Here is a 19707-nt window from a genome sequence, read left to right on the forward strand (position 1 = left end):
TCGCTGGAAGGAGAACCGCGATGGACCGGGCCGTCCCGACGCGCAGGCCGTGGGCGTGGCACCGCGCCCGCGCGACCGTGCTGGCCGCCGTGATGCTGAGCTCCCTGCTCGGCGCCCTGCCGGCGGACGCGACGCCGCCGGGGCCGGGCAGGGCCGGGCGGGGTACGCCCAGTCCGGTGCAGCATGACGCGCCGGTCGAGGTCACTCCGGTGGAGGTGCTGCCGATCGCACCCGATCCGGCCGCCGCCGACCAGGTGACGGGAACACCGACGGTGACGTGGCCGGACGCCGAGGTGGCCGACGTGGAGCTGCCGGTCGGGGTGTCGGACCGTGCGCCCGCCCCCGTGCGCGCGGGCGGGACGCCGGTGTGGATCGGCGGGGTCGATCCCGCGTTCGACGGGCCCTCGCCCGCCGGGGTCGGCGTCACGGTGCTCTCCCGTGGGGCGGCGGCCTCCGCCGGACTGCCGGCCGCCGTGCTGTTCGACCTGCGCGCGACGGGCGGCGGCAGCGGAGCCGCTCCGGTGGCGGTGGAGGTGGACTACTCGGCCTTCCGGCACGCCTACGGCGGGGACTGGGCCTCGCGGCTCCGGCTCGCGGCGCTGCCGTCCTGTGCGGCCCGGACGCCGCACCGCGCGGAGTGCCGCACGCTGACGCCGGTCGCCACCCGCAACGACCTCGACGCGGGCCGGGTCTCGGCGCGGCTCGACGTCTCCGCCTCCTCCACCCGCTTCGCTCTGGCGGCTACTCCCGAGGGGGCGACCGGTGACTACAAGGCCACTCCCCTGTCGCCGTCCTCCAGTTGGCAGGTGTCGGCGAACAGCGGGACGTTCACGTGGAACCATCCGATGCGCGTTCCGCCGGTCCCCGGAGGTCTCCAGCCCTCGCTCTCGCTGAGCTACTCGACCGGCGCGGTCGACGGCCGGGTCGCCGCCACCAACAACCAGCCGTCGTGGGTCGGCGAGGGCTGGGACCTCTGGCCCGGCTACATCACCCGCTCGTTCGCGTCCTGTGTCCACGACACGACCGACGAGCGGAAGAAGACCGGTGACCAGTGCTGGGCCGGTGACCATCACGTGTCGATGGTGAACGGCGGCCGCGCGACCGAGTTCGTCCACGACGCGTCGGGCGCGTGGCGGCCCAGGGACGACGACGGTTCCAGGATCGAGCTGCTCACCGGAGCCTCCAACGACGACCGGTTCGGCGAGCACTGGAAGGTGACCACCACCGACGGCACCCAGTACTTCTTCGGGTCCCGCCCGGAGCGCCAGTCCACCTGGACGGTCCCGGTGTTCGGCAACGACGCGGGCGAGCCGTGCCACACCGGCACGTTCGCCACCTCGTGGTGCCCCCGGGCGTGGCGCTGGAACCTCGACCACGTCGTCGACCGCCACGGCAACACGATCTCGTACCACTACCGCAAGGAGACCAACTCCTACGGCCTGAACATGGCCAAGGCGAAGGCCGAGTACGTCCGGGGCGGTCAGCTGGAGCGGGTCGAGTACGGCACCCGGGAGGGCGTGGACGGTCCCGCCCCCGCCCGGGTCCTCTTCGAGGTGGCCGACCGGTGCGCGCCGCAGGCGGACTGTACGCAGCACACCTCGCAGAGCTACCCCGACGTGCCCTGGGACCAGGACTGCGCCGCCACCGCCGCGTCCTGCCCGGAGAAGTACGCGCCGACGTTCTGGACCACCAAGCGGCTGGCCAAGGTGACGACCCAGGTGCGCGGCGGCGCCGGCTACTCCGACGTCGACTCCTGGTCGCTGCGCCACATCTTCCCGCTTCCGGGTGACAAGACCAGCCCGGCGCTGTGGCTGAGCGACGTGACCCGCACGGGGCTGGTCGGCGGGCGCGTGAGCACGCCGCCCGTCGAGTTCCACGGAACGGCGCTGGCGAACCGGGTCGACTCCAGTCCTGACGGGCTTCCGCCGCTGAACAAGTTCCGTCTCCTCGCGGTGCACAACGAGGCCGGCGGTGTGCTGAGTCTGAACTACGCGCCACCGGACTGCCGTCCGTCGGCCCTGCCCACCGCCGAGACCAACACGCTGCGCTGCTTCCCGGTGCACTGGTCCCACGACCAGGGGCAGGCGCGGGACGACTGGTTCCACAAGTACGTCGTCGCGCAGGTGGCGCAGTCGGACCCGGTGGGCCACGCGCCGAGCCAGGTGACCACGTACGACTATCTCGACGGCGGCGCGTGGCACTACAACGACAGCGAGCTGATCCCACGGGAGCGCAGGACGTGGTCGCAGTGGCGCGGCTACGGCAAGGTGCTGGAGCGCAAGGGAGACCCGACGGACCCGGAGGTGGTCCGGACCGAGAAGGAGTACCGCTACTTCCGGGGCATGCACGGGGACCGGCTCAACCCCGCCGGGGGCACCAAACCGCCCGTCCTGCTGGACGACACGGACGGACGGCGGGTCGAGGACACCGACGGTCTCCAGGGCTTCCTGCGCGGCGAGATCACCCGCCGGGGACCGGGAGGCCCGGTGGTCACCGACGTCATCACGGACGCCTGGCGCAAGCAGACGGCCGCCCGTGGCGGGCAGATCGCGGCGATGGTCCGGCCGGGCCGGGTGGTCACCAAGACGGCGCTCGACGAGGGGCGGTGGCGGCGCGCCGAACTCCACACCCGCTACGACGAGCACGGGCTGGCCTCCGAGACCGACGACCTCGGGGACTCGGCGACGGCAGCCGACGACCGCTGTGTGCGCACCAGTTATGCCCGCGATTCGGCGAGCTGGCTGCTGTCCCTGGTGAGCCGCACCGAGACGGTCGCCGTCGCCTGCGGCACGCCCGCCCGCTACCCCGAGCACGCCGTGTCGGACGAGCGCACGTTCTACGACGGGGCCGCGTGGGGTGCCCCTCCCACGGCCGGTGACCCGACGAGGACCGAGCGGGCCGTCTCGTACCGCGACGGCGTCCCCGAGTACGCCGTGCGGCAGCAGGCGCGGCACGACGTGCACGGCCGGGAGGTGGAGACCACCGACGCGCTCGGGCAGCGGACCACCACCGTCTACGACCCGGCGACCGGGCCCGCGAACAGCACCACCGTCACGAACCCCCTGGGCCATACGACCACCACCGCCCTGCGGGTCGAATGGGGCGAGCCGCAGACCGTGACCGATGCCAACGGCCGCCGTACCGATCTCGCGCACGACCCGCTGGGCCGGCTGACCGGCGTGTGGAGACCGGGGCGCGCCAAGGGCGCCGAGGAACCCCACCTGCGGTTCCAGTACCTCCTGCGCAAGGACGGGGCGAGCGCGGTCACCACGGAGAAGCTCGTCGGCTCCGGCGACCACACCTCGCAGATCGACCTGTACGACGGGCTGCTCAGGCCGCGTCAGACGCAGAAGGCGGCCTGGGGAGGCGGCCGGGTGGTCACCGACACCCAGTACGACTCGCGCGGGCTGGCCGTGCACACCAACAACCCGTACAACACGACGGGGCAACACGGCCCCGACCTGGTGGAGGCCGACCCGATCGCGGTGCCGTCCCAGGTGCTCACCGAGTACGACGGCGCCGAGCGGGTGATCGCCTCGGTCGCCAAGACCCCCGGCCACGAGTGGCGCACCGTCACCCGCTACCACGGGGACCACACGGACGTCGTCCCGCCGGAGGGCGGCACCACCACGTCGACGTACACCGACGCCAGGGGCCGTACCACCGAGCTGCGTCAGTTCCACGGTGTGGAGCCGCTCGGCGCGCACGACACCACGACGTACACGTACGCGAAGGGCGGCGAGGTCGAGACGGTCACCGACGCCGCGGGGAACGTCCTGCGGTACGGCTACGACCTGTCCGGGAACCGCGTCGAGGCGCGCGACCCGGACAAGGGCACCACGCTGACGACGTTCGACGCCGCCGGGCAGGTCCGCACGCGCACCGACGCGCGCGGCGAGACGACGGTGCACTCCTACGACCCGCTGGGCCGGCGGACCGCCGTCCGCGCGGGCTCGGAGACCGGACGGCTGCTCTCGGAGTGGACGTACGACACCGTCCCGGACGAGGGCGGACGTCCGCTCAAGGGCCTGCTCGCCTCCTCCGTCCGCCACACCGCTGACGGTGCCTATCGCACCGCCGTGACCGGGTACGACGCCGGGAACCGGACGACGGGCACGGTGCTGACGCTGCCCGGGGGCGAGGCGGGGCTGCCGGGCAGCTACGAGACGGTCACCGGCTACCACCCGGACGGGAGCCTGGCCACGCAGCGCCTGCCGAAGGTCGGCGACCTGCCCGCGGAGACGCTGGTGTACCGCTACGACGCGCTCGGTCTACTCAAGACGCTGACCTCGTCGGCGGGCCAGTACGTCAAGGACATGCACTACACGGCGTTCGCCGAGCCCGCCCGGCTGTCGCAGGGCCCGGAGGGCGGCTCGCTGTGGCAGAGCACGTACTACGAGCCCGGCACCCGCAGGGTCGAGAGCACGCTGACGGAGCGGGAGAACGGTTCGCTGAGGGTCGACGAGACGAACTACGGATACGACGCGATCGGCAACGTGACCCGGATCCGCAGCGACTCGGCGGACGGCGTGGACACCCAGTGCTTCGTCCACGACCACCTGAGGCGCACGAAGGAGGCGTGGACGCCGACCGACGACTGCCAGGGCGCGCCCGGTGCGACGGTCGGCGGACCGGCGCCGTACTGGGTCGGTCTCAGCTACGACCCGGCGGGCAACCGGCGCACCGAGACCAGGCACGGTCTGGGCGGCACGGCCGACACCGTCCGGACCTACCACTACCCCGAGCCGGGTTCGCCCCAGCCGCACACCCTCCGGTCGGTGACCACGACCGGCCCTTCGGCGACCGCGTCTCCCGTCGCGGGTTCCGGGGGCGTGGCGGAGCGGACCGACTCGTACGCGTACAGCCCCACCGGAGCGACCATCCAGAGGCCCGGCGCCTCCGGCACGGCGCAGACGCTGACGTGGGACGTGGAGGACCGGCTGGTCGGCGTGGAGCAGGACGGCCTGACGACGTCGTACGTCTACGACACCGACGGGGTCCGGCTGGTCACCCGCGACGCCGGCGGACGCACCCTCCACCTGCCCATCGGCGAACTGCGCGCCGACACGGCGGGCGGCCCGCTGCGCGGCACCCGCTACTACTCGGACGGCAAGGACCGGACGATCGCCGTCCGGGTCGGCAGCCGTCTCAGCTACCAGGTCAACGACCTGCACGGCACGGGCACCGTCGCCGTCGACGCGGTGATCCTCGCCCCGACCCGGCGGAGGCTCGACGCCTTCGGGCTCCCCCGGCAGGCCGCCGCCGGGCCGGACAGCGGGCAGCGGGCGCTGCCGGGCCGCCGGGGCTTCGTGGGCGGCACCGAGGACGCGGTCACCGGGCTGACCCGCCTGGGCGCCCGCGACTACGACCCCGGGACCGGCACGTTCCTGTCGGTCGATCCGATGGTCAACCCGAAGGACCCGCAGTCCCTGAACGGCTTCTCCTACGCGAACAACAACCCGGCCAGCTTCAACGACAAGACCGGCCTGTCCAACTGCGCGCTGGTCGACTCGCCCGGCGGTGCCCGCTGCATCGTCACCGGCCTGACGCGCCCGCCCCTGAGGATCGAGAACGTGCCGCCGTCGTCGAGGGACGGTCACCGCTGCCTCGGGCCGCTGCGCTGCGACAGCCCCCTGGACAGGAAGCCGGGCGTCCTCGGGCGGATGGATCTCTGCTCCGAGGAGAAGGCGGGCTGTGCCGCCATGCGCGCCCGTGACCAGGAGGCCGAGAAGCGGCGACGCGCCCTCGATGCGGCCAAACAGCGCGAGGCCGACCTGAAGAACATGAAGGGCAGCGTGATGGAGTGCACGTCCTTCTCCGTCTCGCTCTTCATCGTCGGCTTCGGGTTCGAGTACTGCACCGGCCACGACGCCTCAGGGCCGGGCGGGAGCTTCTCCGTCAAGGGGTCGGTCGGCTGGGGTCTCCCGGGCGTCGGCGTCGCGAAGATGGTCAAGGGCAGCGAGAGCGGCATCGACGAGCCGGGCACCCTCACCGTCAGCAAGGACATCTCCGCGACCGCCGGCCGCCTCGGCGTCGGCCTCGACGGCTCCGTCACGATGGCGACACGCGACGGCTCCCTCACCGGCGGCACCGGAATGTCCTGGGGAATCGGAGGCCCACGGGTGTCGGCGGGCGTGGAGTTCGGCTGGAGCTTCCGCTGACGGCGGCGGGCCGCGTCGCGGCGAAGGGAGGACCGCGAGCGGCGGTTCAGCGGGACGGAGTCAGTGTCCAGACCGTGCCGCGCGCCTCGTACTCCAGCATCGCCTCCAGGCTGGTCGCGGTGTCCGGGCCCAGTTCGCGGCGGGCCAGCCAGAGGGCGAGTTCCAGGCCGGAGGTGACGCCCGCGGCGGTGACGAGGTCGCCGTCGTCGACGACGCGGGCGGGCTTCAGCAGGCCGCCCTCCCGGTGGAGGTCGGGCCTGGCCTTGTGGTGGGTGGTGCAGGGGCGGCCTCGGGTGAGGCCGGCGGCGGAGAGGAGCATGACGCCGGTGCAGACGGCGCTGAGGGTGAGTCCGGGGCGGACGGCGGAGGCGAGGGCGCGGGGCAGGGTGCCGCGGTCGATCTCGGCCCGGATGCCGGGGCTGCCGGGGCGGGCGTAGCCGCCGCCCGGGACGACGAGGATGTCCGCCTCAGCCGGTGCCCAGGGGCGGATGCCGCGGAGGGTCGTGCCGTAGGCGGCGGTGACCGTGCGGGCTCCGGTGGCCGAGACGTAGCGGACCTCCACCGGGCGCGGGGTGAAGAAGCCGGACGCGGAGAAGACCTCGTACGGGGCGGCGAAGTCGAGTTCCTCGACGCCGTCGAACAGGGTGATGTGGACGCGGAGCGGGCGGGGCGCATCCGTGGCGGACGCCGGGGCCGCTATGGTGCCCGCGAGGGTGCCGGTGGCGCCGAGGGCTGCGGTGGCGTGGAGTAACTGCCTGCGGTTCATAGGGGCTCCTGTCCCTGGGGGGGCGAACGGAGAGGTCGTCGGGCGGGGGTGGTCCGTGGTTCCCGACGCCGTGCGGGAACTCGGCGGTGTTCCCGTACGACTCCTTCAGCGCACGGCACAGCGCGGCGGCGGAAGGGCAGAGGATGGGCGGACTGGACATACGCATGCGCGGAGTCGCCTGTCGGCACGGCCGTACCGAAGCCGTGGTGGGGGTGGATCTGGAGATCGCCGCCGGTGAGCGGATCGCGCTGACCGGGACGAACGGGTCCGGGAAGACGACGCTGCTGCGGGCGGTCCTCGGGCTGCACCGGCACGTGAGCGGCGCCATCGAGGTCGGCGGGCGCGAAGCGCGTTCCGCCGCCGAGTGGGCGTGGCGGCGGCGGTCGTGTGCGTGGATTCCGCAGAAGCCGGCCGCCGGACGGTTTCCGCTGCGCGGGGACGAGCTCCTGGCGAGCAGTGGGGCGGCGGGCGAGGCCGCCGAGGCCGCGGAACGACTCGGCGTCGGTTCCCTGGTCGCACGGCCGGTGGACACCTTGTCCGGTGGGCAGTTGCAGCGGATGTATCTGGCGCGGGCGATCGGGTGTGTGGCGGCGGGCGCGCAGGTGTTGCTCGCCGACGAGCCGACCGCGGCCCTCGATTTCGAGGGGCAGGAGGAGGCGGCCGACGCGCTGACCGCCTTGCCGGTCACGCTCCTGGTCGTGACGCATGACCGGGCGCTGGCGGAACGGTGCGACCGGGTCCTGGAGATGGCCGCCGGGCGGCTGCGGGAGGTGCGGTGAACGCGCTCGCGGGCGCCGATCTCGGCGCCATGCTCCAGCTCGTGCCCGTGCAGCGGGCGGGGGTGGCCCTGCTCCTGGCGGCCATCGGGCTGCCGGTGATCGGAGTGATCATCGTCGGGCTCGACATCATGCCGGTGCGGTTCGCGATGATGCACGTGGCGCTCCTCGGGATCGCCGTCGGCCTGCTGACCGGGCTCGATCCGATGCTGTGCGCCCTCGTGGCCTGCGCCCTGTCGGGGGCGGGCGTCGCCCCGCTCGCCCGGACACCGGCCGGACTGTCCGGGGCGATGGGCCTGCTGATGAGCCTGGCCATCGCCGCCGCGCTCCTCCTCCTCGCCGTCTCCGGTGTCAACGCCTCGGGCGCCTTCGCCCTGCTCTGGGGGTCGATCCTCTCGGTCGGCACCGCCGACCTCGTGGTGCTCGGCGCGCTCGCCGTCATCGTGCCCGCGCTGTTCTGGTGGCGGCGCCGCGAGGTGGGCCTGCTGCTGTACGACCGTGAGCTCGCCCAGTGTTCGGGCGTGCCCGTACGCCTCCTGACCACCGCGCTCCTCGTCCTCGTCGCCGTCGCGGTCGCCGGTGCCATCAAGCTGACCGGTGCGCTGCTCGTCGACGCCCTGACCCTGCTGCCGGCGCTGGCCGCCCGCCGCCTCGGCCACTCGCTGTGGTCGATCACCCTGTGGGCGGTCGGCATCGGCGTCGCCGTCAACGCGACGGGTTTCCTCCTGGCCCTGTGGCTGGACTGGCCTCCGGGCCCGGTCCTCGTCCTGACGGCGGGGGTCGTGGTCCTCGCCGTCCATCTCATTCCCGAACGGAGAACCAGCTCATGGCGCGCACCCGCGTCCGTCACCCCCGTATCGCTCCCCTCGTCGCACTGAGCGCGGCCCTGCCGCTGCTCACCGGGTGCGGCGGCGAGGAGGCCGCCTCCTCCGGCACCTCCGACGCCAAGAACGGCAAGCCGGTGGTGGTCGTGACGACCACCTGGGAGGGCGCCTTCGCCAAGGCCGCCGGGGCCGAGGACATCACGGTGATCGTGCCCCAGTCGGTGCACCACGCCCCCGACTACGACCCGAAGCCGTCGGACCTGGCGGCCGTCGCGAAGGCCGACTTCGTGCTGTACGCGCCGTTCGAGCCGTACGCCGCCAAGATCAAGGAGGCTGCGGGCTCGAAGGCGAAGCTCGTCGAGGTGAACCTCGACAACGACCCGGCGAAGGCCGGGGCCGAAGTGGCGCGCCTGGGCGCCCTGTTCGGTACCGAGGACGCCGCCGCCCAGTGGAAGACCCGTCTCGACGCCGAGGTCACGAAGCTGAACGGCGAGCTCAAGTCCGCCTGGCCGGACGGGAAGAGCCCGGCCGTCGTCACCCAGGTCTTCACCGGCTGGGCGGCCGCTCTCGCGGGTGCCACGCCGGTCGGCACGTACGGCCCCGAGCCGGTCACCCCCGCCCAGCTCGCCGAACTCTCGGCGAAGAAGCCCGCGTTCGTCCTCGACAACGCGCACATGTCGACGGGCACGGTGCTGCCCGACGCGGGCGCCGAGCAGATCGCGATCGTCAACTACCCGGGCGAGGACCTGGATCTCCTCGCCGTGTACCGCAAGGCGGCGGCCGAGGTGAAGAAGGCCATGGGCTGAGCCCTGGGCCACGTACGGGGGGAGGGGAGGGACGCCGGCGGGCGTCCCTCCCCTCCCCCATGCCGTCACGCCTCGACGAGGGCAGACCCCCGCTCGACGATCTGGCGTCGCAGCGCGGCGCGATCGGGCTTTCCGGCGGCGGTGAGCGGCAGTTCGGGGAGGACGAGCAGGTGCTCGGGGTGCTTGTGCCGGTCGAGCCCGCGCCCGGCCAGGTACTCGCCGAGCTCCGTCAGCGTCGGCACCTCGGGGCCCCTGCCCACCAGGCAGGCGGCGAGCCGCTCCCCCATCAGCGGGTCCGGCACGCCGACGCAGGCGACGTCCCGCACCTGTGCGTGCGCGACGAGTTCGCGCTCGACCTCGGCGGGGCTGATGTTGGCACCGCCGCGTATCACGACGTCCTTGAGACGCCCGACCACGTGGAGGACGCCCTCGTCGTCGAGGAAGCCGAGGTCGCCGGTCCGGACCCAGCCGTCCGGGGTGCGGTAGCGGGCGTCGAGCTCCGGGGCGGCCACGTAGCGGAGGGGGGTCATCGGCCCGCGCGAGACGATCTCCCCGATCCGCCCGTCGGGCAGGGGTTCGTGCGTGTCGGGGTCGGCGATGCGGATCTCGGCGACCCGGGGGTCCGGACGGCCCGCGACGACACCCGAGCGGTCGGTGGGCGGCACGGAATGACCGAGTCCCGTATGACAGTTGACGCCGTCCGCCGAGCCGTAGAGGTTGACGACCGGGCAGCCGAACGCCTCGGACGCGGCCGAGGCGGTGGCCTCGTCGAGAGGTGCGCCGCCCAGGACGAGCGCGGTGGGGGTGGGCAGCGGGCCGTCCGTCTTCTCCAGGGCCTCCAGCATCATCCGGATCATGGTGGGCACGCCGAGGATGTGGGTGGGCTCGTGCTCCCGTACGGCGGCGAGCGCGGCCTCGGGCGTGAAGTGGTCGAGCAGGACGAGGGTGCCGCCGTGCCGGGCGAGCGTGACGGCCGTGCCGTTCGAGCCGAAGGCCGAGCCGAGCGGGACGAGGAAGAGACAGCGGGGCGGTGTGCCGTCGGGCATGAGGGAGGCGAGGAAGTTGCCGCGCCCTCCGGCCAGCGCGTTGTGGGAATACGCCACCATCTTCGGCTCCGCCTCCGACCCGGAGGAGACGAGGATGCGCGCGGCGCTGTCGGGATCGGGGCGGGCCGGGACGAAGCCGGTGGGGTCTCCGCGCAGGAGCCGGGCGAGGGGAATCGTTCCCTCGGGTGCGGTGCCACGACCGGCGGCGATCACGTGGCGCAGGGCGGGCAGCGCCGGGGCGAGGGTCTGGAGGTCGGCGGCGTGGTGCTGGTCGCGGTGTTCGATCGCGGCGATGACCGCCACCGCCTCCGCGCGGCGCAGGAGGCTCTCGGCCTCCGCGGCGCCGCGCCCGACGGGGAAGGGGAGGGCGACGGCGCCCAGGGCGGCGAGGGCCAGGTCGGCGATGACGGCGTTGCGGTGGTTGGGGAGCTGGACGGCGACGACGTCCCCGGTACCGATGCCGAGCCCGCGCAGGCCCTCGGCCAGACATCGGACCTTACGGTCGAGAGCCGTGTAGCAGAGCGTGCCCTTGGCGTCGATCACGGCGGTGCGGTGCAGGTCGGCGATCTGTCTCGCCCGGTAGAGGCTGTAGAGGTCGAGGTCCGGGCAGGTGCCGTCGACCACCCAGGAGCGGCGGAGTCCGGCGGGCAGCAGGTCGGTCAGGGTGACGGTCACGCGAGGCTCCAGGGGTCGGGAACGGCCGGGGCACCGTGCGCGTCCCGGCCGATCGAGCCGGACAGGCGCGGGTCGTGGTGAAGGGCGGACAGGTCCGTGGTGACGGCGGTGGCCGTCAGGCCGTGGCCGCGCAGCTGGTCCAGGGCGTCCTCGGTACACATGCCCGAGAGGTCGTACGCCGCCGCCGCGGGCGCGCTGGTGTCGCTGGGGGCGATCCAGCCGTCGGAGGTACGGAGCGGGTGCCGGAATCCGGCGGGGCGCCGGGGGTCCGCGCCGGAGGCGGCCTCTCGCAGGGCGGGGGCGAGGAGGGTGTCGGCCGCGCCGAGCAGCGAGGAGTCGACCCGTACGCCGTGGCCCGTGCGCTCGCGCAGAAGCAAGCCGGCGAGGACGGCCTGGGTGCCGTGCAGACCGCCCAGGACGTCGAGGAGCGTCATGAGGGACGGCACGGGCGGTTCGCCGGCGGGGTGGACGGCCTCCCCGACACCGGTGCGGGCCTGCACCATGAAGTCGGTGCCCATGGGGGCGTCGTCGAGCCGGTCGGCCCAGCCGCCGGTGTAGGCGTAGACGAGGGAGGGGTTGACGGGGGTGAGGTGCTCGGCGTCGAGTTCGAGTGCGGCGGCCTTGCCCGGGGCCCAGTTGTGGACGAACACGTCGGCGTCGGCGACCAGTTCACGGAGTGCTCTGCGGTCACCCGGCGCCTTGATGTCGATCTCCACCGCTTCCTTGCCCCGGTTGAGCGCGAGCCAGCGGGCGGAGATCCCGTCACAGGCGGGCGGCATGCCCCGGAGCGGGTCGCCGCCCGGCGGCTCGATCCGGATCACACGGGCGCCGAGCAGGCCCAACAGGTGGGCGGTGAGGGGTGCTTGGATCCGACGGCCCGCTTCCAGGACGGTCAGGCCCGCGAGCGGTCGGTCGAGCGTTGCGGCTACGGGGGTCGCGGCGGTCACCGGGCGGCCCGGACCGAGCGCGCGTAGGGTCCACGGGTCGGCGCCGTCGTCCTCGGCGGCGCGCTCGGCGAGCGTACGCAGCCGGCACACCTCGGCTCCGGAGAGCGCGGCGGCCTGCCGGATCCGTGCCCACGCGTGCCGACGGGTCACCTCGTGCAGCTCGGCCGGGAAGGGCGCGCAGGCGGTGGCGTACCGGAACTGGAAGGGCCGCCAGCCCGCTCGTGTCGCGTCGGCGGGAGCCTCCAGCGCGCGCCAGAACTCCGCCCAGGCCCCCGGATCGAGCGTCTCCAGCTCGAACAGGAGGCCGTCAGAGGAGGTGAACGGCGGTCCCCCGGGGGCGGGTTCGACGGCTTCCGGCTCGTCGGCGCCCGCGGCGGCGAGGTACTGGGAGACGGTGAGGAGCCCGGCCCGGTCGGCCGTCGTCGTGCGCACGGGGGCCGGCAGGCCGCCCCGGACCTGGCCGACGAGTCCGGCGAGCAGGCCCTGGACGGTGAGCATGCCGGTGGCGGTCGCCAGGTAGTCGACGCCGAGGCCGCGCGGGGTGCCGTGGCGGCGGCCGTGGACGGCCATCACGCCCGTGACAGCCTGGGCGGTGGCCTCGTCCTCGATCCCGGAGCCGGCCGCTCCCCAGGCGGTCCGGGCCGCGACGGGCGCGAACCCGGCGCCGCCGAGCGCGATCTGCCCCGGGCCGCTGTCTCGCACCGTCGCCCCGAGCCGTCTCAGGTGGTCGGAGACGACGCGGGTCAGGGCCGTAGGGCCGCCGAGGTCGCACCGCAGGGCGTCGAGGGGGCGGGCTGCGTCGAGCGGACGGCCGACTGCGGTACGCGTGGTGCGCGCGGTCGCTGGTGACGCCATGGCTCTCCTCTCCTGGCGCGGCGGCGCAGGCCGCCGCACGGGGACTTTCGTTTCACGGTCACGGGAACTGGAGAGCCGGTGCGGCCGACCACTTCCACGGGCAGGCAGTCGGACGCGTGTTCTGTCGAGTTCCCGAGATGGAGGAAACTAGTGGCAGATCATGACGTAACGGCGCAGGATCGAGCCGCTCTCGACCTGCTGCGGAGGAAGGTCTCCGGGTTCGTGCGTGACCGCGTCTTCCCGTCCGAGCCGGAACTCGACGCCGGTGGTCCGGCCGCCAGGGAGCTCCGCCAGCGCCTGCGCGCGGAGACGCGGGAGTCCGGCCTGTGGGCCCTTCCCCTTCCGGCCGAACTGGGCGGCGGCGGACTACCCTTGAGCGCGTACGCGGCGATCGCCGAGGCCGAGGGCGCCAGTGACCACGGTCCTGCGGCCCTGGGATCGGCGTCCCTCCTCGACGTGACCATGCTGTCCCGGCACGCATCGGCGCGGGTGCGCGCGGAGTACCTGCCGCGCCTGGTCTCCGGCGATCTGCGCACCTGTTACGCGATGACGGAACCAGACGCGCCCGGGACCGAGCCCGCACTCACGGCGACGCGCGCGGAGCAGCGGCCGGGCGGCGGCTGGCGCGTCACCGGCCGGAAGTGGTTCGTGTCGCACGCGGGCGACGCGGACCTGGTGACGGTGCTCGCCCGCACGAGCGGATCGGCGGGAGACCGCACCGGTCTATCCCTCCTCCTCGTGCCGACCGACTCCCCCGGGTTCCGCGTCGTACGGGAGCTGCCGATCCTGGGCGCGACCGGGCAGTACGAGATCGCGTTCGACGGTGTGGAGGTCGAGGAGGATCACCTCGTCGGCGACACCGGGCAGGCCCTGGCCGTCGCCGGTGAGCGCCTCCAACTGGGGCGGACGCTGCGGGCGTTGCGGTGGATCGGCCAGGCCCAGCGGGCGTACGACCTCCTCTGCGACCGCGCGACGGCACGCCAGGGCGCACGGGGACCGCTCGCCGACCGCCAGCTCGTCCAACAGCACGTCTTCGAGGCACTGTTGGCGCTCAGGACGGTACGGCCGCTCGTGTACGAGGCGATGGCGCTGGTCGCGGACGGACGCGACGCCCATGTGGAGGTCGGGCTGGCGAAGACGGCGGCGGCCCGGACGCTCCAAGAGGTCGCGGACCGGGCCGTCCAGGTCTTCGGCGCCGCCGGACTCGGCCCGGACACGCCCCTGCCCGCGCTGTTCCGTACGGGACGGACGGCCCGGATCCTCGACGGGCCGGACGAGCAGCACGTCTCCTCCGTCGCCCGGCGCGTCCTGCGGAGCCGTCAGGGCTCGGCCGTCACACCCGTGTGAGGTCGGCGCGGCCGAGGAGTGCCGCCAGGCCGAGGGCCAGGAAGAAGTCGCCCCAGACGAGTTCGTGGCGGACGGCCGTGCCGCTGTGCGGGTCGTAGCAGCCGTCGAGCAGCATGCCGGCCGGGCGCGGGCCGCCCGGGCGGGTGAGGTGGGCGTGCGCCAGCCGGTGCAGGACGGCCTCCGCGCGGGACGCGCACGCCGTGGCCCACGCGGCTCCGGGGACGCGCGCGAGCTTCAGGAGGGCGCCTGCCGTGATCGCGGCGGCGGAGGTGTCGAGCGGGCCGTCGGCGTGATGGGCCTCCGCCGGCGGGACCAGGGGACCGTCGAGCAACGCGCATTTATCCAGCAGGAGTTCGACCGTTCGGATCAGCCGGTCGGTGGGCCGGGACGCGGGCTCCGCGAGGAGCAGGGCGTCCGCCACGGCGAGGAGGAGCCATGCCTCTCCCCGGGTCCAGCCGGGTGCGGGATCGGCTTCGGGCGTCCAGCCGTGCGTGTCGTCCCAGCGCCATGCCGGGCGGGGCCGCCCGGTGGCGCCGCCCTGGGGCAGGCACAGGTCGAGGTGGCGGTGGAGGTGCGCGGCGGCCGCCGCCTGCCCTTCGGGTCCGGCCGAGGCCAGGAGCCGTACGAGGCCGGGGACGCCGTCCGTACGCGCCCGCAGCCGTGCGCCGCCGAGGGCCGCGCCCCACGGGACGAGGCCCCGTTCCGGATCGAAGGCGCCGGTGGCGGCCTTCGCCGCGCGCTCCCGCAGGGCTTGCGCCGCCGCGTCGTCGGCGGTCAGAGCCGTGCCGTACCAGAGGATCAGGCCGCGGGTCGCGGTGTCCGCTTCGGCCCACGGGGCGAGCCGGGCGGTGACGGCGGCAGCCGCCTCTCGATCAGTGTGGCAACCGGTGTGAGCGGCCCGGAGCCACAGAAGCCCCGCCCAGAAGCCGCCCGTCCACGATCCGCGCCCTGTGGTCGTCCAGCGGCCGTCGGCGGGATCGGCGTACAGGGGGAAGCGGTCGCCCACCCGCTCCGAGGTCTCCCCCGCGCGGCGGAGCACGAGGCCGAGGGCTTCCTCGGCCCAGCCCGGGCCCGGCGGCGCGGTCATCGGGGTCCCTCCGCGCGCGTACGGCGGTCCCGTACCGCCCAGGCGAGCGCGACGGCCCCCGCGACGGCGAACTCCACGGCGACCAGGACCCAGCCCTCACCGTACCGCCCGCGCTCCGCGAGGAGACCGAACAGGGGCGGGCCGACCGCGAATCCGGCGAAGAAGCCGGCGGCGACCAGGGCGGAGTCCTGACCGGCCCGGCCGGGCGCGGAGCGCTGCATCACGAGGACCATGGAGACGGCGTTCCCGGACACGGCGAACACGCCGACCGCCACGGCGGCCACCCACACCAGCGGGTCGACGCGGACGGCGGCGGCCAGGAGCACGGCCGCGCCCACCGCTCCGCCCGCGAGCAGGCCCGGCAGCCAGGGGGCGCGGCCGGGGGTGGCGGCCCGGGACCAGCCGACGCGCCCGGCGATCCCGGCGACACCGAGGACGGCGACCAGCGCGCCCGCCACCGTGGGTCCCATGCCGAGGCGCTGGGCGCCGAACAGGGCGAGGTAGGTGTTGACGGAGGCGATCCCCGCTCCGAGGAAGAGCGAGAAGGCGGCCAGCCAGCGCACGGGACCGCCGGGGCGGGACGGCCCCAGACCGCTCGCCGCCCCCTTCGGCGGCGGAGGCGCGTCGGCCGGGAGCGCGCGCCAGGCCCACAGGGCCGCGAGGAGCGCCGCACCGGCGGCCACCCAGACCGCGCCCCGCCAGCCGATCGCGCTCGCGGCCGCGGCGAGGGGCAACCCGGCGACGAAGGCGCCCAGTTGGACACCGGACTGCTTGGTGCCGGTGACCGCGCCCCGCCTCGGTGGCGGGACGGACGCCAGGATCGCCTTGTTCGTCGCCGGGTTGGCGAGCGCCTGGGGCAGGCCGCCGAGCGCGACGGCCACGAGGAGCAGGCCGGATCCGGGCGCGGCGCCGATGAGGCCCAGGGCCACCGCCGAGAGGGCGAGCAGGGCCACGAGGGCGCGGCGGGGGCCGACGCGGTCGACGATCCGGCCCCCGGCGGGCGAGAGGACGGCCGCCGTGCCGAAGCCCACGGTGGTGGTCAGGCCCAGTACGGTCTCCGAGACCCCGAGCCGGTCGACGAGGCGGGGGCCCAGCGCTCCGAGCAGGAAGAGCTGCATCATCGAGAAGGCCATGGCCGTCGTCAGGAGCGCGGTCAGCCCTCGGGCCGGCTTCTCTCCGGGACCGGCGGGTGCCTCCGCCGCCATACCTGCGCTCGTCACCGCGCACCCCTCCCCCGTCGGGCGCCCGGGCCGAACGCCGTTGCTGTGGAGGAGTCGTGGCGACCGTGCCGGAAGTTCCCGAGGCGCTCTTGTGGGACGGGTCACAGTCGCGTACTCATGTCCCGACAGGTCGAAGGGGCTGCCGCGGGACGGCCAGCACCCGCCCTCATGCCTCCGGGGAGGGGTGCAAGGATGGGCGCGCCATGACACCAGGCCGATGTTCGCGAGGAGTGCGGGCCGCGATGTTCGCGGCCGTCTGTGTGCTGCTCGCCGCCACCGGTCACATCCTGATGTCGGGGCGGGGCGTGCCCGTCTGGACCCTCGCCCTCGCCTTCGCCGCCACCGTGGCGGCCACCTGGGTCCTCGCGAGCCGCGAGCGCGGGCTCCTGGCCGTGATCTCGGCGAGTGTGGTCGTGCAGAGCACGCTGCACACGGTCTTCTCGTGGTCCCAGCCGACGACTCCACAGACGACGAGCACGGCGATGCCGATGCCGATGGACGACGTGCACGCGGCGCACGCGCACATGGCGCACGCGGCCATGGGACACGGCGACATGGTCTCCGCAGCTGCCCCGACAGGGCACGACATGACAGACATGTCGTCGTCCTTCGGCATGTTTTCGGCCCATCTCCTGGCCGCGCTGCTGAGCGGGCTGTGGATGGCGTACGGCGAGCGGGCGGCGTTCCGTCTCCTGCGGGCCGCGTCCCTGCGGCTCTTCCGCCCCCTGTGTCCGCTGCTCGCGTCCTTGGTCCCCGCCGTACGGAACCGGCCTCGTCTCCGGCCGGTTCGGGCCGGTGACGAGCGCGCTCCTCGGCGGCTCCTCCTCGCGCATTCCGTCATCTCCCGAGGTCCTCCCCCGGCACTCGCTGTCCTCTGACAGCCGGCTCCCCGAGCTCGACGGCTCCGTTCCGTCGCTCGGGCATCGGTCATGCCGCTTCCGTCCGGTCGCGGCCCGGCCGTACCAGTCACCGGCGCGGCGCCGACCTCATCCGCGCGCCCGGCCGGATTCCCTTTGCCTCGTAAGGACTTGTGGCGATGACTCCTGCCCACGACACCCTCCTTCAGCGACGGACGGAACCTTCTCGCTCGGCGTACGTACCGGATGCCGACACCGACGCGACGACGACCCGGCTCGCGCTCGCCGCGCGGGACGGCGACCCGGCCAAGGCCGACCTCTTCGTCCGTGCGCTGCACCGCGACGTGCGGCGCTATGTGACCTATCTCAGTGCCGACCGCCAGGCGGCGGACGACCTCACCCAGGAGGTGTTCCTCCGCGCGCTGGCCGCGCTGCCCCGGTTCCAGGGGCGTTCCTCGGCCCGCACGTGGCTGCTGTCGATAGCCCGCCGGACAGTGGTCGACAGCCTGCGGCACGCGGCCGCCCGGCCGCGTCTTTCCGATCGTGACGACTGGCAGGCGGAGGCCGAACACTCTCAGCCCCGGGGGCTTCCGGGCTTCGAGGACGGGGTCGCCCTCTCCGAGCTCCTGGCCGCCCTCCCGGCCGAACGGAAGGACGCCTTCGTCCTCACCCAGCTCCTGGGCCTGCCCTACGCCGAGGCCGCCGAGGCCATCGGCTGTCCCGTCGGCACGGTCCGCTCGCGCGTCGCGCGGGCCCGGACCTCCCTGGTCGCCCTGGTGCAGGACGCCGAGGAACCCGTACCGTCACAGGCTCCTGCCCCGGGTGGCGGCGTACCGGTGCGCAGGCGGTTCACGCGGGCGCGGGCGCTCGCCTGACCGCCCCCCTCCCCTCTCGCGGGAACCGGAACGCACCGCCGTCCGACTTCTCCGGGGACACGGCCCGATCCCTCCGGAGCCGTCCCGCGCGCCCTGGAGAGACGAACGATGGACAAGCCACGCAAAGCCCCGCCCACCGTGGGAGCCAGAGGACGGCTCGGTTCTCCGCCGGTCGTCCTCGGGGGCTTTCTCCTGTTGCTGGCCCTGGTCTTCATGGGGTCGTACGCGCTGGGAGCGGCGGTCGGGCCGATCGGTCCCGCGTCGGAGTCACCCGCGACGACGAGCCCGACGCCCTCCCCTGGCGGCTCCCACCACGGACATCACTAGCTGGTCACTCCAGAACTGGTCACTCCAGCAGGCGGCCGACCGCCGCGCGGCCCGCTTCCAGGGCCGCGCGGAGGCTCTTGCCGTCCCGGGTGAGCCGTCCGACGCGCGGCGCGTCGAGCGCGGGGCGTACGGAGAACACGGTGGCGTCCTGGCGCGCGAGGAAGGCGTCGTCCTCCAGGAGGCGTCGGGGCCGGTCGAAGTAGGTGTCGTGCAGGGCCTTGGGGTAGCCGCGCAGGGCGGTCGCCGCCACGAGGCGGGCGCCGTACGAGGGGCGTACGGCGGCCTCGGCGGCCGGTGTCGCCGTCGTGGCCTCCGTGCGGGAGCGGAGGACCAGGACGTGGGTCGCGCCCTGCGCGAGCGCCGTGCGGTAGGGGATGGACTCGGCGAGTCCGGCGTCGTAGAAGCGCCGTCCGCCCAGTTCGACCGGCGGGCCCGCGAGGAAGGGCAGCGCGGCGCTGGCGCGGAGGGCGAGGCGGAGTTCGACCGGGCCCGTCAGCAGGGGGCGCAGGTCGGTGGAGGTGCCGGTGTGGGCGTCGGTGGCGAGCGGATGGTACTCGACGGGGTGGGCCAGGACGTGGTCGAAGTCCATGCGGGCCACCTCGCAGTAGAGGTGTTCGACCAGGTTGTGGACGTCCACGACGGGGCGTCCGCGCCAGAAGTTGACGGGGCGGATCATCGCCTTCGCGTAGGCGGGTTCGGCCCAGCCGGTCAGCAGCTCCGGGGTGCCGCTGAGGAACCAGGCTCCGGTGATCGCTCCGGCGGAGGCGCCGTAGACGGCGTCGAACGCGTCGGCGACGCCCGCCTCGTGCAGGGCGAGGGCCATGCCGGCGGAGATGGTTCCGCGCATGCCGCCGCCTTCGATGACGAGGGCGACGCGCAGGCCGTCGCCGCGTTCGCCGGGGCGGCTGCCGTCGCGCGAGCGCTCGGTGATGACGCGCAGCACCTCGTGCCGGGCTTCGGTGACGGGGTTGTCTCGGCGCATGCGTCCTGCCTCTGTTCTTCTCTTCTCGTACGGTGGCACCCGCTTCCGTGCCGCGGGGCCGCCCTGGGAAACGGTAGGTCCGAACCGCCGCGCCTGCGGACGGATCCACGGGTTCCGTGAGGACGCCCGCCGGCACGGGTGGCGGCGGGCGTCCGG

13 protein-coding genes are annotated in these 19707 nt (G+C 74.2%); 7 read left to right on the top strand and 6 right to left on the bottom strand.

From position 1 onward, the window contains the following. Positions 1-20 precede the first annotated feature (20 nt). Complete coding sequence (locus tag ACFXMG_RS11840; RefSeq protein ID WP_383818817.1) at positions 21-6161, top strand: RHS repeat-associated core domain-containing protein; 6141 nt, start codon at positions 21-23, stop codon at positions 6159-6161. 46 nt (positions 6162-6207) lie between these two features. On the opposite strand, the gene ACFXMG_RS11845 is transcribed toward ACFXMG_RS11840, so the two are convergent. Then, positions 6208-6927, bottom strand: coding sequence for a DJ-1/PfpI family protein (locus ACFXMG_RS11845; protein WP_383818816.1), 720 nt, complete (start codon positions 6925-6927; stop codon positions 6208-6210). 143 nt (positions 6928-7070) lie between these two features. Between ACFXMG_RS11845 and ACFXMG_RS11850 the strand changes: the two genes are divergently transcribed. Genes ACFXMG_RS11850 through ACFXMG_RS11860 form a run of 3 tightly spaced genes read left to right on the top strand, consistent with a single transcriptional unit; the run spans position 7071 to position 9333 of the window. Then, positions 7071-7706, top strand: a complete 636-nt coding sequence (locus ACFXMG_RS11850) for an ATP-binding cassette domain-containing protein (RefSeq protein ID WP_383818814.1) — start codon at positions 7071-7073, stop codon at positions 7704-7706. Then, the gene (locus tag ACFXMG_RS11855) at positions 7703-8581 is read left to right on the top strand and encodes a metal ABC transporter permease (RefSeq protein WP_383818812.1); all 879 of its coding nucleotides are present in this window, start codon (positions 7703-7705) and stop codon (positions 8579-8581) included. The genes ACFXMG_RS11850 and ACFXMG_RS11855 overlap by 4 nt, the downstream gene beginning before the upstream one ends. Continuing rightward, positions 8530-9333, top strand: a complete 804-nt coding sequence (locus ACFXMG_RS11860) for a metal ABC transporter solute-binding protein, Zn/Mn family (protein WP_383818811.1) — start codon at positions 8530-8532, stop codon at positions 9331-9333. Before ACFXMG_RS11855 ends, ACFXMG_RS11860 begins: the two co-directional genes overlap by 52 nt. A 65-nt stretch (positions 9334-9398) precedes the next feature. On the opposite strand, the gene ACFXMG_RS11865 is transcribed toward ACFXMG_RS11860, so the two are convergent. Together ACFXMG_RS11865 and ACFXMG_RS11870 are read right to left on the bottom strand one after the other, a co-directional pair. After that, on the bottom strand, positions 9399-11054 hold the full coding sequence (locus ACFXMG_RS11865) for a class I adenylate-forming enzyme family protein (protein ID WP_383818809.1): 1656 nt from the start codon (positions 11052-11054) through the stop codon (positions 9399-9401). After that, the gene (locus tag ACFXMG_RS11870; protein WP_383818807.1) at positions 11051-12856 is read right to left on the bottom strand and encodes a CoA transferase; all 1806 of its coding nucleotides are present in this window, start codon (positions 12854-12856) and stop codon (positions 11051-11053) included. Before ACFXMG_RS11870 ends, ACFXMG_RS11865 begins: the two co-directional genes overlap by 4 nt. 150 nt (positions 12857-13006) lie before the next feature. Here ACFXMG_RS11870 and ACFXMG_RS11875 point away from each other — a divergent pair, with 150 nt between their 5' ends. After that, complete coding sequence (locus tag ACFXMG_RS11875) at positions 13007-14203, top strand: acyl-CoA dehydrogenase family protein (protein ID WP_383818805.1); 1197 nt, start codon at positions 13007-13009, stop codon at positions 14201-14203. Here ACFXMG_RS11875 and ACFXMG_RS11880 read toward each other — a convergent pair. Next, the gene (locus ACFXMG_RS11880) at positions 14190-15290 is read right to left on the bottom strand and encodes a sugar ABC transporter permease (protein ID WP_383818803.1); all 1101 of its coding nucleotides are present in this window, start codon (positions 15288-15290) and stop codon (positions 14190-14192) included. The two genes, ACFXMG_RS11875 and ACFXMG_RS11880, sit on opposite strands and share 14 nt — an antisense overlap. Beyond that, positions 15287-16510: an MFS transporter gene (locus ACFXMG_RS11885; protein ID WP_383818802.1), complete on the bottom strand. Its 1224-nt coding sequence runs from the start codon at positions 16508-16510 to the stop codon at positions 15287-15289. The genes ACFXMG_RS11880 and ACFXMG_RS11885 overlap by 4 nt, the downstream gene beginning before the upstream one ends. A gap of 242 nt (positions 16511-16752) precedes the next feature. On the opposite strand from ACFXMG_RS11885, the gene ACFXMG_RS11890 reads away from it, so the two are divergent. Beyond that, positions 16753-17388, top strand: coding sequence for a hypothetical protein (locus tag ACFXMG_RS11890; RefSeq protein WP_383818801.1), 636 nt, complete (start codon positions 16753-16755; stop codon positions 17386-17388). A 158-nt stretch (positions 17389-17546) separates the two neighbouring features. After that, on the top strand, positions 17547-18242 hold the full coding sequence (locus ACFXMG_RS11895; RefSeq protein ID WP_383818799.1) for a sigma-70 family RNA polymerase sigma factor: 696 nt from the start codon (positions 17547-17549) through the stop codon (positions 18240-18242). Between the two features lie 346 nt (positions 18243-18588). On the opposite strand, the gene ACFXMG_RS11900 is transcribed toward ACFXMG_RS11895, so the two are convergent. Beyond that, positions 18589-19551, bottom strand: a complete 963-nt coding sequence (locus tag ACFXMG_RS11900) for a patatin family protein (RefSeq protein WP_383818797.1) — start codon at positions 19549-19551, stop codon at positions 18589-18591. Positions 19552-19707: the final 156 nt, after the last annotated feature.

This window comes from Streptomyces sp. NPDC059201, from assembly GCF_042754585.1.
In the GTDB taxonomy this organism is placed as follows: Bacteria; Actinomycetota; Actinomycetes; order Streptomycetales; family Streptomycetaceae; genus Streptomyces.